Here is a 12,837-nt window from a genome sequence, read left to right as displayed (position 1 = left end):
GAGCATGCTCCACAGCATCGCCGGCAACATCCACGTTCAGGCATTTCCTGTTAACCACCATTCTGTCCTCCTCGGTAAGGCGCCACGCTTGTGGACCTCAATCCGTCTAACCGCTACCGCCGAGCCACAGCTTTGGGCAGAATCAGGCCATGGCCAAACACACTCTGGATTCACAACATACCTCGGTCAGTGCCAGCATCACCCTCGCGGTGTTGCATGCGGCCAGTCGTCTGGGGCTTGATCGCTCTCAGCTGATGAGCGACTGCGGACTTAGCGATAAGCAGCTCAGCGATCCTGATGCACGCGTGCCCTTCGCCACGCAGGAGCAGCTGTGGCAGCACCTCAGTCGCATTGAACACGCTGAGCCTGGGCTGGCGCTGGGCTGCAACCTCGCCCCTGGGCCGTTCAGCGTGCTTGGCTACTTGTTGCAAAGTAGCCCGACCCTGGGTGACGCACTGGCTGCCGGGCTGCGTTACCAGCGCCTGGTCGGTGAGGGAGGCGAGGTGCAGCTGCGCGAACAGGGCGATGAGCTGCAGCTGCTCTACCGCCCGCTGCATCCTGAACTGCCGGCCACCCGTACTCGGGTGCTGGCACTGATGGCCTGTTGGGTGCAGATGTTCCATCCGCTGTTGGATAACTGGCAGCTGCTGCGCGCGCAGTTTGTTCATCCAGAGCCGCTGAGGCTGGACAGTTACCGCGACACGTTCGCCTGCCCGCTGCAATTTGCCGCACGTGATTACGGTATCGTCCTGCCGCGCCGCCTGGCCAGCGCGCCGCTGATCCAGGCCAACCCGCCGTTACAAAACCTGTTACGCCAGCACGCAGAGGTCCTGCTCGCCAGGCTGCCCAGTGAAGGGTTGAGCGTCCGCGTGGTGGCCTTGCTCGGCCAGCAACTGGCCCGCGGCGAGCCAGATCGTGGTGAACTGGCGCGCCATCTGCACCTTAGCGAGCGCACGCTGCAACGACGTCTGGCCGATGAAGGTTGCAACTACCAGCAACTGCTCAACGACACCCGCCGGCAACTGGCCGAGCAGCACCTGAACAACAGTGACCTGCCCGCCGCCGAAATCGCCCTGCTGCTCGGTTACTCGGAGCCCAGCGTATTCTTTCGTGCGTTTCGCCAATGGACCGGGCTAACGCCGGGTGAATATCGGTCGCAGCAGAAGGGGTCATAGCCCTCATCTGCGTCCACTGAATGGCGTGATGGACAACGCATTGGTTGAAGCACCGTCGGTTGATCAGCTCAGCTTGCACTCCAGGTGTCAGGACATGACTTCCCTGGAGGACTGTTCGGCGGGCCTCGATGTTTGTGCTGCGACTGGGGCGGGCGAGTCGTGCTGATGCGCTGAACGAAGGTTCTTGGCTGTGCCACGAAGCAAGGCGAGCGGCGTGCTCAATACGATGAAGGTGTCCAAAAACACTGACTGCCGGGAGATGTACTCCAGATCATCGGCGACTCTCAGCAGCATGTCGGCAATGGTCTTGGTTTCACCGCGCCGCCCCCGTATTTGCGCCAGGCCTGTTAAACCGGGCTTGGCTGCTTGGCGCAGGTTGTAATACGCGATGCTGGCGGCATAGTGCACGTCATGTGCGACGGCGTGAGGTCGCGGGCCGACCATGGACATATCGCCCCGCATGACGTTCAGCAGTTGTGGAAGCTCATCCAGCCCCCAGTGACGTATCCACCGACCAACCGGTGTAATACGCGGATCATGGTTCTGCGCCTGAGGAGCCAGCGGGTCATGCCCTGCGCTCACGCGCATGCTGCGAAACTTCAATACCGTAAAGCAAACCCCGTGCAGGCCCAGGCGCTTCTGGCGAAATATGACCGGGCCACCGTCGTACGCGCGGACAATAAACGCGATGCCCAACATGATGGGTGCGCAGCAGCCAAGAAGAAGGGATGCACACATTAAGTCGAAGAGCCGTTTCTGAGCTGCAGACAACGCTGTTCCAGGCACATGCTGATCTGCGGCTGAGCAGGTTGGCGCTGCTGGGGCTTGTAAACAGGCATCAAAGATAAGCACTTGTCCTGCAGGAGGACGGCTGTGCTCATCACTCAGCCACGCAACGGCCTGTTCGCGCGTGAGCTGCTGCGTGGCGCTGATCTGCTGAGCAACGTACTCACTGGCGTGACGGCATTCTCCAGCGATTACTTGAATGGGCATCTGTGGTCGCCAAGCGGCAACCTGATTATTGAGCATTTCCAAAGCGACCAGGCTCAGGCCGGTCATGGTCAACCACGCCACTGACCACAACCACGGCAATGAGGTATCAGCGAGCGCAGCAACAGAGTTCGCCGCCGCAAGCGTGATTAGCAACTGACCAAGATTGGTTGCCAGGCGCTCTGCCAGCCGGCTTTGGGGGCAGAGCATCAGGCGGTCCAAGAATATGAACAGCAGTACAGCCGGCATTGCCCCCAGAAAAACGGTCTCACCCAGCATCTGTGGCGCAACTAACTCGCTGGCCAGCCAGGCCATCACACCGACCGTGATGCCGCGAAACCAATAGCGCGAAGCAGGGACTTTAACGCTGTGACTACTCAACGATCGGCCCTTCAATAATCCCAATAACGTACTCATGCGCCCGAAGCCTTGTCTTAGGGGCGCGACTTACAACTCAATCTGAGTTAAACGAAGTGTCCCGGCATTACACAGGGCGCATACGCCAATACTCTCATAACGTAATGTTCATGTGGCTCGGCACTTTGCACGATGCGCATAGGCTATCGTCAGCCAACCAAGCACTGCTTAACCGGAGTTGGCAACTGAGCGTCACCAGCTGTAGCGTAACGCCACTCGAACAGGCGGATATTACCCTATGAAGTCATCAACTGGGCTGCGAGGCAGGTTCTCGGAGCAGTATGTTGATTTGCTTCAGCGCTTTGGCGAAGAAGCTGCAGCCGTGCGCCATGAGATGTTCTTTCTGGCCGCGGGTAGATCACCCTTGATGGCCCGATTGCGGGCATGTGCGGCACTGCTGCGCGATGTGTGGTTATTGCTGTTTCATACCGGCCCTGAACCACGTGGCTCTGCTACACACCAGGCTGTAATGCTCACTACCCTGGCCGGCGTCAGCGGCTGGGGAACCCTGTCGCGTAGTCTTCCTGATATCGCCGCTACGGGTTATCAGCCCCTAGTCCTGGCTCACCCTCGACTCCGGCCTGCGCTTTTTGCGGCGGGTCTGCCTGTCATGCGTCCCGCTCGAATCGGCTGGCGCTCATGGATGTCCGCACTGCGTACTTTCATGGGTTCATTGAAGCAGTACCCTCTGACCCTGGCTTGCTGTCTGACTCGGCGCCGACTCTGGGTCGCCAGCCTGCAGAAAACCCTGGCCGAATGCCGTGGGGTGCTCTTACTGCACAACGATTTTGATCTGATGAGCAGAGCTGCTATCGGTCTTGGTTTGCCGGCGATCTGTCTGCAGCACGGCATACCAACAGATGAGTTCTTTCCAACGCATGCCGATTGGTATGTGGTTTGGGGCAGCAGCAGCCGCCGTGCATTTACCGCCCAGACTGCGGCAGGAACCCGGTTGATTGAAGATGCCCTGGGGCGTGGCGAGATGGTCATGACGTCAACCCACAGCGCACCTACAGCTGTTGCACTGCTTTCCCAGACCCATGCGCAGGTGCTCGGGGACGGTATTCACGGCATGCTCAGTACATTCGCCGCCGATCTGTTGGACGTCATACCGCAAGCGCGTATCCTGCTGCACCCTCAGGAAGGGCAGCCCTACATCGGTGCAGTGGCCACCGCCACACGGCAGCCACCGCATGCGGAACTAAAGCCAGCAGCGACGGCTTGCTGCCTTGTCGCCGGTTACTGCTCCACCGCGATGCTCGATGCCGCACTGGCAGGGCACTGGGTCGTAACCCTTCGACTTCCTTTGGCGGGCAACACGGTGGCACGCGATGTCGTGGCGGCCCCTTTGCAGGTGGAGACGGCTGATCAGCTTTCAGCGCTGTATCGACGCCTGCAGGAGGATCATGCCTTTCGCCTTGCCTGCGCCGAGGCGCAGAACACATGGCTTGCTGCCTGCTTCTCGCGCCCGTCCGGAAGCTTTGCCGATTTACTGCAGCGACTGAAACGAGAACAACCGTTGGAGCGCGATCTGTGACCATACAAGTGCTGCATGTCAGCCGAGAGTTCGAGCCCTTGTGCAGCGGCGTGGCGCGCCATATCCAGGGCTTGGCCCAGGCGATCCAGGCTAACCCTGCCATTCGGCTGACGATTCTTGCCCCGCTGATCAGCGCAGACAGCAGCCCTGCCAATTTATGCAAAGGAAGCTACGGGCAGTTGTGGCGTGCCGTTGGCAACAGTGACGTGGTTCATGTGCACGGTGCACGCTCGCCGATAGCCGCGCTGGCCGCGGCATGCGCGATCATACGTGGCGTACCCTTGATCTATACACCGCATTGCTACTACAACGCTGGGCCGTTGTGGTACCGCTTGGCCAAACGCGTATGGGACACAACGGTTGAGCGCGTGATGGTGCGCGGGGCCGCAACCGTTATTCTGCTTCATCAGGGCTGGGAAGGTGAGTTGGCCAAGCGCGGCTTATGCCCGAAGAAAACCATGATCGTCCCCAACTGCATCGATGAGCGCCGCCAGGCCACAGCCGACGCCCCCATTAAACTAGAGGGCTCCCCGGCATTGCTTTCAGTGGGCCGTCTCGACCCGATAAAGCGCCTCGATGATGCGATTGCTGCACTGAACACCCCGCACCTGAAACAGGCCGTGCTGCATATCGTTGGGCAAGGTTCTGACCGGGTGCGACTTGAGGCGTTGGCTGCGCAGCAGAAATTGACCGCGCGCGTTCGCTTTCATGGCTGGCAAGACGACCACGTGACGCAGCGGATGATGGCGGGGTGTGACTCCATGCTACTGGCGTCGGAACGGGAAGGCATGCCGACTGTGGTGCTAGAAGCACTCCTCGCCGGGGTGCCGATTGCCTGTTCAGATATCGAAGGCTGTCGTTCCATCACCGACGTTGTGGGTTGGGAAGCGATTTTCCCCGTGGGGAATCCCAATGCCCTTGCCGAGAGCGTTGCACACAGCGCGTCCAGCAATGTTTCGGAGGCCGTCATTGAGGCGGTGCGCGAGGGGTTTACCTGGCAACGCAAAGCAGCTGCGCTTGTCAGGCTCTATGAGAGCTTGGTTTCTCCATCAAGCCAGCTTGGCCGCTGATAGCGCACGCAGCATTCTTGAGTCATTCCATCCCCCAGGATCGTTCGGAGCAGCACCCAATGCATCTGGTATTTGTACTGGGTACACGCCCGGAAATAATCAAACTGTCGTCGTTGATCAGTGCCTGTATTCGCGAGGGCATTCACTACACGCTGATTCACACCAATCAGCACTATGCGGCGTCAATGGACAGCGTGTTCTTCGACGAACTTGAACTACCTCGCGCGCATTTCAACCTTGGGGTCGGTTCTGAGACGGCTACGGCGCAACTGGCCCGGATGATGATGGGCATAGAGCCGCTATTGCAGACCTTGCAGCCAGACTATGTGGTGGTGCAAGGGGACACCAACAGTTCACTGGCCGGTGGGCTGGCTGCCAACAAATTGAATATTCCGGTTGCGCATGTGGAGGCCGGGTTGCGTAGCTATGATAAAACCATGCCTGAGGAAGTGAACCGGATATTGCTGGATCACCTGTCCAGCTTCTGGTTCTGCCCCTCTGCGTTGCAGCAGCGCTTGCTGGCCAAGGAGGGGATCCAGGGGCCGCATGTTCATGTAACGGGAAATACTGGCAACGACGCGACCTTGCGCCATGCCCGGCGCGCCGAACAGCATTCGACCATTCATTCGACACTCGACCTGCAGCCAGGCCGCTATCTGCTGCTGACCTGCCATCGGCCGGGCAACACGGATGATCTTGGGCACTTTGCGCGGTTGATGACAGCCGTACAGCGCCTGGCCGACAGCCTGGAGCGTACAGTGGTTTTCCCTGTCCATCCCAGACTCGGCCATCAGCATCAACAGATCATTGGTGGCCAGGCGCGCATCAAAGCCATCGACCCGGTGACCTACCTTGACCTGCTTGCCTTGTTGCAGGGCGCCCAACTTGTGTTGACAGACAGTGGTGGCCTGCAGGAAGAGGCCTGCGTGCTACAGCGGCCCTGCCTGGTGTTGCGGGCGAATACCGAGCGTCCGGAAAGCCTGGAAAGTGGCGCCGCTCGGCTCGCTCCGGTCACGACGGAGTACAGCCTGGTCGAGGCTGAGCAAAGCCTGCGCCGAGTGGCCATCAATTGGAGTAATCCATTTGGCGACGGTCAGGCCAGTCAACGGATTCTCCAGGTGCTGGCAGCACATGCCGTGCAGATGCGCGAGGTGGCGTTACCTGAGCCTGTTAGCCGCTGATCGTGCTGCCGCGCTGCGGTGTCGCCCGGCCGGCAATGCAGTGTTTAGGGTGTTTGGGACAGTGAGCGGCTGATGTCATCCGCCAGTTCCCCGGCCACTTCATCGATGTTGCGATTCAGCGCCCGGCGCTCCAGGAGAAATTTGGCTGCTGCGAGTTGAGGGTTGCGGGTGAGCAGCGCCCCAGGCAGACGCCCGGAGCGGTCCTGGGCGGTCAGTTGCTGCACCTCTCCGGCCGCCAGATCACTGATCCACACCTGTGCCTCGACAGCACTGGCGCCTGCGCCAAAGCCAACCGCTGTGCGCACCAGGCGTCGGCCGGCCTGGCTCGACACCTGCCCTTGAATCAGCCAGCCGCTGTCAGGCAAGGCCGCCTGGTCATTGAGCGGCTGCACCTTAATCTGGCGGGCCAGCAGGGCCTGTTTCAAGGCGTCGTCCAGCTGTGCCGCGTGTTCACGCTGTTGCTTGTCGTTTGGGTTCTCCACAGCGAAAGGGCTCAGGTAGAAGGTTTTCTGAGGTTCAGCGGCGGTGGCCATGATCGGCAACAACACGGCGAATACAGCGGGCAGGATCTTGGACATGGCAGGCCTGAATAATCGGATCGGAGCTGGGACGCTAGAGCAAGCGGATACCGCTGTCGAGCCGTAGCCGGCGAATTGCCGGGTGAGGTGGGTGAGCGGCGTTCTGAGCTGAACGCTCATGCTGTGAGCACCTCAGAGGTTGTCAGGGATCATCAGACCTTTGCGTCGATAGGCTTCAATATCAATGCCAAAGGCTCCGCTGCTGTGTACCTCGCGAATTCGATAGGGCTTTCCCGCTGCATCCCGAACAGTTTGGGTAAGGTCGATGATGCTTTCCTTGCAGGGCTGCTTTTCTGCATCCAGCACCCGTATCACCCTGGGCTTGAGCTTATTGCCGGGCGCGCAGCCAATAATGATGCCGACCTCACCGGTGTTCAGTTCGACAATTTCACCCGGTGGATAGATGCCGATCAAGCGAATGAAACAGCCGACGATTTCTTCATCGAAATGGCTGTTGGTGGCATCAAACAGTATGCGTAACGACTCCAGGCTGGATTTGCCTTTGCTGTAAATGCGATCACTGTTGATCGCGTCATAGCTGTCGGCAACGGCGATGATCTTGGCAAAGTAAGGGATTTTGCTGGCATCCAGGCCGCGCGGGTAGCCCTTGCCATCGAGGCGCTCGTGATGCGAGTAAGCCACGTCGACAGTGGCTGGGGTGATCTGCTGATTGCTCATCAACAGCTTGCGCCCTTCAGCCGCATGGCTCTGCATGATGCGCAGTTCATCGTGGGTTAGCGCGCCGGGTTTGTTGAGAATCTCGCTGGGTACCTTGATCTTGCCGACATCGTGGAGCATGCCGCAGACGCCGATCTGCTCCAGTTGATATGCCGGCAGGCCGAGTTCTTTACCCAGAGCAATCGACAGGATGGAAACCCGCAGTGAGTGCTCGGCGGTGTAATCATCACTGTTCTTGATGCGCGCCAGCCAGAGCATGGCCGCCGGGTTGCGCAGAATGCTTTCGACACAGTCCTTGATCACCGCCTTGACGGCACCGACATCCAGCTCCTGCCCCATTTTTATGGCTTGCAGGATACGCAGCGATTCCTCACGAGCTGCATGCCAGGTGGGGGCGGCCTGCTGTATTTCCAGGTTGAATTCGACCTTGGCAATCACCGGTTGCAGGTTGTCGGGCTGCGCCAGGTTCTCTGTCAGCTGACTGAGCATTCCGATTGAGCGGCTCGCATCGACCCAGACATAGCGGCAGGCTTCTTGTAACAGGCGGATTTCCTGCTGCTGACGTATGCGGAAGCCCTGAAAGAGAAAGGATGTGTCCGTCCATGGCCGATCCAGCTCCACCACATACATGCCGATGGTCAGCTGCGCAGCCTCGACTTTGATGCGATCTGTATGGGTGTCAGCAGCCATAAGGGCTCTCCGCAGGGAGCGGGAAAATACAGTGGCTATTAGCTACTTCCGGCCGGCGCTTCGACAAATTGCATTTGCCTATTGCCGGGACCAACAGGCTCAGGTCGAACCTACTCAAATGTTAGCAACGTGCCTGCAGTTATGCGGCCTGTTGTCAGCCATTTTCCAACCCCAGGCGCTTGGCCAGGCGGATCAGGTTGGCGCGGTCGATGCCCAGTTCGCGGGCGGCGGCGGCCCATGTGTGTTGATGGCGCTCCAGCGCTTGGCTGATCAGTTGTTTCTGGTAGGCGTCGATGGCTTCGCGCAGTGGCAGTTGGCTGTATGGCTCTGCTGTGCGTTGAGTCGCAGGTGCTGCTGTTGGCTGGCTGCTCGGCAAATCCAGGTGGGTGCTGTCGATGCTGAGAATGCGTGGGCGTTCGCTGCAGCCTGCCAGTGCCTTGAGTGCGGCGCGGCCGATCAGGTGCTCGAGTTCGCGCACGTTGCCCGGCCAGTTGTACGCCAGCAGGCTGGCCTGGGCTTCGGCCGTCAGACGCAGGCTGCGTAAGCCCAGACGGGCGCGGTTTTCTTCGAGGAAGTAGCCGGCCAGCAGCAACACATCGCGGCCGCGTTCGCGCAGCGCCGGGACTTTCAGCGGGTAGACGCTGAGGCGGTGATACAGGTCGGCGCGAAAACGCCCGGCGCGCACTTCCTCGGCCAGGTCGCGGTTGCTGGCGGCCAGTACGCGCACATTGACCCGCTGTTCCTGGTCGGCACCGACCCGTTGCAGCTGGCCGCTTTGCAATACGCGCAGCAGCTTGGCTTGCGCAGCCAGCGGTAGTTCACCGATTTCATCGAGAAACAGGCTGCCGCCATCGGCCAGTTCGAACTTGCCGCGGCGCTCGTTGTGCGCGCCGGTAAAGGCCCCGCGTACATGGCCGAACAGTTCGCTTTCCACCAGGTTATCGGGCAGCGCCGCGCAGTTGAGGCTGATCAGCGGCTTGGCGGCGCGTGGGGATGCGGCGTGCAGGGCTTCGGCAACCAGCTCTTTACCGACCCCGGTTTCACCGCTGATCAGCACGCTCAGTTCACTGTTGCCGACCAGCGCAATCTCCGCTGCCAGGCGCTTGTGCACAGCGCTCTGGCCGATCAGTTCGCGCGGGCGTTGCTGGACGGCGGCCTGCTTGTAAGCCTCGGCCAACTGGTGCTGATCCTCGGCGCGTTGCAGCAGCGCGTTGATCCGTTCGCTGGCCATCACGGTGGCGGCGGCCAGGCTGGCAAAGGCTTGCAGGTTATCCAGATCGACCCGGCCGAAGCTCGCCGGATCGAGCGAGTCGAGGGTCAGCAGACCCCAGGGTTGATCCTGCACATACAGCGGACAGCCGAGGCAGTCGTGCACGGGCAAGTGGCCGCGATGGCCGTCGACCAGGCCGTCATAGGGGTCGGGCATCTCGCAGTCAGTGGCAAAGCGGGTCGGCCCGCGTTGCGCCAGCAGGGCCTGCAGGCGCGGCTGTTCGTCGAGCTTGAAGCGCCGGCCAAGGGTGTCGGCGCTCAGCCCTTCAACGGCCAGCGGAATCAGCACATCGCCGTCGAGCCTGAGCAGCGCCACGGCGTCGCACGGCAGCAGCTGCCGCAGCGCGTTCAGCAGGCGGCGATAGCGCTCGGCTTCTGGCAGTTCGCGGGACAGATCGGCGACCAGGGGAATCAGGGCGGTAAGCAGTGGATTTGCTGTCATAAGGACACGCTAGTTGTCATTAAGACTCGGAATGCTTGCTGTCATAAAGACACAAGTATTTATAAGTCTATGATTTATATAAATAAAATAATTGGCACGCTTCCTGTAATAGCCAGAGTGATATGAACCGAAGCGCTGCGCAAGTGCAGCGTGTCACCTTGACGAGGAAGCACTATGTTGACCCCTGCCCAAACCGCCCTGATCAAAGCCACCGTACCGCTGCTGGAAAGCGGCGGTGAGGCCCTGACCCGGCACTTCTACCAGATGATGCTGAGCGAGTACCCCGAGGTGCGCGCGCTGTTCAATCAGGCGCACCAGGCCAGCGGCGGCCAACAGCGTGCCCTGGCCAATGCGGTGCTGATGTACGCCCGGCATATCGACCGGTTGGAGGCGTTGGGGCCGCTGGTCGGACAGATCGTCAACAAACATGTGTCGCTGCAGATCCTGCCCGAGCATTACCCGATTGTCGGCAGCTGCCTGCTGCGGGCGATTCGTGAAGTGCTCGGTGAAGAGATTGCCACCGATGCGGTGATCGAGGCCTGGGCCGTGGCGTATGGGCAACTGGCGAACATCCTGATTGGCGCTGAAGAGGCCGCTTACAGTGCCAACGCCAATGCCGAGGGTGGCTGGCGCGGGGCACGCAGTTTCCGCTTGAGCCGCAAGGTGCAGGAAAGCGAAGAGATTGTTTCGCTGTACCTGGTGCCGGCCGACGGTGGCGCGCTGGCGGCATTCCAGCCCGGCCAGTACATCGGCCTGCGCCTGCTGCTGGACGGTGGCGAGCAGCGTCGCAACTACTCGCTGTCGGCCCTGAGCAATGGCCGCGAGTACCGCATCAGCGTCAAGCGTGAGGCGGGCGGCAAAGTCTCCAATTACCTGCATGACCAGCTGCAAGTCGGCGACAGCCTGGAGCTGTTCGCGCCGGCAGGGAATTTCGTCCTGCGCGAGTCGGCCAAGCCGCTGGTGCTGATCACCGCCGGTGTCGGCATCACCCCAGCGCTGAGCATGCTGGAGGCGGCGCGCGACACGGGCCGCGATATCCACTTTATCCACTGCGCCCGCCATGCCGGCGTGCACGCCTTCCGTGACTGGGTTGAGGCGCAGCGTGCTGAGCGTCCACAGCTGCGCCATTACGTGTGCTACAGCGAGCCGCGTGCGGGCGATCAGGGTGATGCTGAAGGCTTGCTCAGCCTGGAGCAGCTGGCGCAATGGCTGCCTGAGCAGCGCGATCTGGATGCCTACTTCCTCGGCCCCAAGCCGTTTATGGCGCAGGTCAAACGGCATCTGCACAGCCTCGGCGTACCGGCGGCGCAGAGCCATTACGAGTTCTTTGGTCCGGCCAGCGCGCTGGACAGTTAATAACGCGGCCTAGGAGGTGATTATGTTGGCGTATCTATCCTGCCCATCGCGGGTACTGCAACTGGCGAACCGCATGCTGCTGGCCGGTGTGCTGCTGTTGCTCAGCGGCTTGCTGGGCGCTTATGGCCTGGAGGCGCAGCTGAGTATGGGCAGCCTGGTCACGGCGCATGCGCTGACGATCATCGGCCCAGGTCTGCTCAAGCTCGGTTATGTGCTGCGCCTGGCCGCGCAGCAACATCTGCGCAAGCAACAGGAGCCTTGCTGTGCAGTTGCGTGATCGCCAGCAGGAACTGGCCGTTGCGCCACTGTGGCGGCTGGGTTTTCGCCCGTTCTTTCTCGGTGGCGCGCTGTTTGCCGTGCTGGCAATCGGTCTGTGGGCGGCGGCATTACTGGGTTATCTGCCAGGTTGGCAGCCGGTGGGCGGTAGCTTGGTTTGGCATCGGCATGAACTGCCGTTCGGTTTTGCAGTGGCGATCATTGCCGGCTTTCTGCTCACCGCCGTGCAGAACTGGACGGGGCGGCCAGGCCTGAGCGGTTGGCCGCTGGCGGCGCTGTTCGGCTTGTGGTTGCTGGCGCGACTGGCCTGGCTGTTCGGTGCGCCGTTGCCACTTTTGCTGGCGCTGCAACTGCCCTTTCTACCGCTGCTGGCGTTGTTGCTTGGACGGCAGCTGTGGCAGGTACGCCAGTGGCGCAACTACCCGCTGGTGGCCGTGGTGTTGCTGATGGCCGGCTGCGAGTGGCTGCTGCTGTATGGCCTGGCGCTGGGTGATGACGATTTGCAGCGGCGCGGTGCATTGGCCGGGTTGTTGCTGATTGCTGCGCTGGTGAGCATTATCGGTGGGCGGGTGATTCCGTTCTTTACCCAGCGTGGCCTTAACCGAGCGGAGCCTGCTGCACCGCGGCCGCGCCTGGATCTGCTGGTGCTGGTGTTGTCGCTAAGCCAAGCGCTGCTGTTTGCCAGTGGCTTGGCCGTGCAAACGTCGCTATGGCTGCTGCCGCTGTTGCTGGCTCTGGTTGCGCTGCATGGTTTGCGCCTGTGGCACTGGTATGACGCCGGGATCTGGCGCGTACCGCTGCTGTGGTCATTGCACCTGGCCTATGCCTGGTTGCCGCTGGCGTTACTGGCCCTGGCGGCCTGGCATGCTGGCTGGCTGAGCAACGCCAGCTTGGCCTACCACGCCTTGGCGCTGGGTACGGTCGGCGGGGCGATTCTGGCGATGCTGGCGCGGGTCAGCCTCGGGCATACCGGTCGGCCGTTGCAGCCGCCGGTCGCAATGGGCTGGGCGTTTGCCAGTCTGCAGCTGGCGGTTGTGGCACGGGTGCTGCTGGTGCCGTTCGCACCGGATGCAGGGCTGGGGCTGTCCAGCTTACTGTGGATCGCGGCCTTTGCCCTGTTTGTGCGCCATTACGCGTTGATGTTCTGCACCGCGCGGGTGGATGGGCAGCCGGGTTAG

Annotated in this window: 11 protein-coding genes; 7 read left to right on the top strand and 4 right to left on the bottom strand. The window is 61.1% G+C overall.

Annotated features, from left to right (window positions below; translation table 11 throughout):
- The first annotated feature begins 149 nt into the window (after positions 1–149).
- Positions 150–1,175 carry an AraC family transcriptional regulator gene (locus DBR00_RS19830; RefSeq protein WP_108490535.1) on the top strand — a complete coding sequence of 342 codons (1,026 nt, stop codon included), beginning with the start codon at positions 150–152 and terminating at the stop codon, positions 1,173–1,175.
- Between the two features lie 87 nt (positions 1,176–1,262).
- Here the strand turns inward: DBR00_RS19830 and DBR00_RS19825 are convergent, their stop codons facing one another.
- Positions 1,263–2,582 carry a sugar transferase gene (locus DBR00_RS19825; RefSeq protein ID WP_108490534.1) on the bottom strand — a complete coding sequence of 440 codons (1,320 nt, stop codon included), beginning with the start codon at positions 2,580–2,582 and terminating at the stop codon, positions 1,263–1,265.
- Positions 2,583–2,820: 238 nt separating this feature from the next.
- Between DBR00_RS19825 and DBR00_RS19820 the strand changes: the two genes are divergently transcribed.
- From DBR00_RS19820 to wecB, 3 genes are read left to right on the top strand one after another with little or no spacing between them, the layout of a single operon-like run.
- A complete protein-coding gene (locus tag DBR00_RS19820) occupies positions 2,821–4,119 on the top strand; it encodes a hypothetical protein (protein ID WP_146180717.1) in 1,299 nt (432 codons plus the stop codon).
- Complete coding sequence (locus DBR00_RS19815; protein ID WP_218276650.1) at positions 4,116–5,189, top strand: glycosyltransferase family 4 protein; 1,074 nt, start codon at positions 4,116–4,118, stop codon at positions 5,187–5,189. The genes DBR00_RS19820 and DBR00_RS19815 overlap by 4 nt, the downstream gene beginning before the upstream one ends.
- A 59-nt stretch (positions 5,190–5,248) precedes the next feature.
- Positions 5,249–6,370 carry a non-hydrolyzing UDP-N-acetylglucosamine 2-epimerase gene (gene wecB / locus DBR00_RS19810; protein ID WP_108490532.1) on the top strand — a complete coding sequence of 374 codons (1,122 nt, stop codon included), beginning with the start codon at positions 5,249–5,251 and terminating at the stop codon, positions 6,368–6,370.
- Positions 6,371–6,414: 44 nt separating this feature from the next.
- Here the strand turns inward: wecB and DBR00_RS19805 are convergent, their stop codons facing one another.
- From DBR00_RS19805 to norR, 3 genes are all read right to left on the bottom strand, one after another.
- Entirely contained in the window at positions 6,415–6,948 is a 534-nt protein-coding gene (locus DBR00_RS19805; RefSeq protein WP_158271586.1) for a DUF4410 domain-containing protein, read from the bottom strand.
- Positions 6,949–7,080: 132 nt separating this feature from the next.
- The gene (locus DBR00_RS19800) at positions 7,081–8,316 is read right to left on the bottom strand and encodes an HD-GYP domain-containing protein (protein WP_108490530.1); all 1,236 of its coding nucleotides are present in this window, start codon (positions 8,314–8,316) and stop codon (positions 7,081–7,083) included.
- A gap of 154 nt (positions 8,317–8,470) precedes the next feature.
- Positions 8,471–10,027: a nitric oxide reductase transcriptional regulator NorR gene (gene norR, locus DBR00_RS19795; protein ID WP_108490529.1), complete on the bottom strand. Its 1,557-nt coding sequence runs from the start codon at positions 10,025–10,027 to the stop codon at positions 8,471–8,473.
- A gap of 174 nt (positions 10,028–10,201) precedes the next feature.
- Between norR and hmpA the strand changes: the two genes are divergently transcribed.
- The 3 genes from hmpA to DBR00_RS19780 are packed head-to-tail and all read left to right on the top strand — an operon-like array spanning position 10,202 to position 12,837.
- Positions 10,202–11,383: an NO-inducible flavohemoprotein gene (gene hmpA, locus DBR00_RS19790; RefSeq protein WP_108486667.1), complete on the top strand. Its 1,182-nt coding sequence runs from the start codon at positions 10,202–10,204 to the stop codon at positions 11,381–11,383.
- 22 nt (positions 11,384–11,405) lie between these two features.
- Positions 11,406–11,660, top strand: coding sequence for a hypothetical protein (locus DBR00_RS19785; protein WP_069521419.1), 255 nt, complete (start codon positions 11,406–11,408; stop codon positions 11,658–11,660).
- Entirely contained in the window at positions 11,647–12,837 is a 1,191-nt protein-coding gene (locus tag DBR00_RS19780) for an NnrS family protein (RefSeq protein ID WP_108486666.1), read from the top strand. Before DBR00_RS19785 ends, DBR00_RS19780 begins: the two co-directional genes overlap by 14 nt.

The organism is Pseudomonas sp. HMWF032, assembly GCF_003060885.1.
In the GTDB taxonomy this organism is placed as follows: Bacteria; Pseudomonadota; Gammaproteobacteria; order Pseudomonadales; family Pseudomonadaceae; genus Aquipseudomonas.
The sequence above is the reverse complement of the archived record's forward strand: the minus strand, read 5'-3'. Positions and strand labels throughout refer to the sequence as shown.

Bases quoted from the DNA above. Each gene is read 5' to 3' on its own strand.
- DBR00_RS19830 (WP_108490535.1), top strand. From the start codon at position 150: ATGGCCAAACACACTCTGGATTCACAACATACCTCGGTCAGTGCCAGC.
- DBR00_RS19825 (WP_108490534.1), bottom strand. From the start codon at position 2,582: ATGAGTACGTTATTGGGATTATTGAAGGGCCGATCGTTGAGTAGTCAC.
- DBR00_RS19820 (WP_146180717.1), top strand. From the start codon at position 2,821: ATGAAGTCATCAACTGGGCTGCGAGGCAGGTTCTCGGAGCAGTATGTT.
- wecB (WP_108490532.1), top strand. From the start codon at position 5,249: ATGCATCTGGTATTTGTACTGGGTACACGCCCGGAAATAATCAAACTG.
- DBR00_RS19805 (WP_158271586.1), bottom strand. From the start codon at position 6,948: ATGTCCAAGATCCTGCCCGCTGTATTCGCCGTGTTGTTGCCGATCATG.
- DBR00_RS19800 (WP_108490530.1), bottom strand. From the start codon at position 8,316: ATGGCTGCTGACACCCATACAGATCGCATCAAAGTCGAGGCTGCGCAG.
- norR (WP_108490529.1), bottom strand. From the start codon at position 10,027: ATGACAGCAAATCCACTGCTTACCGCCCTGATTCCCCTGGTCGCCGAT.
- hmpA (WP_108486667.1), top strand. From the start codon at position 10,202: ATGTTGACCCCTGCCCAAACCGCCCTGATCAAAGCCACCGTACCGCTG.
- DBR00_RS19785 (WP_069521419.1), top strand. From the start codon at position 11,406: ATGTTGGCGTATCTATCCTGCCCATCGCGGGTACTGCAACTGGCGAAC.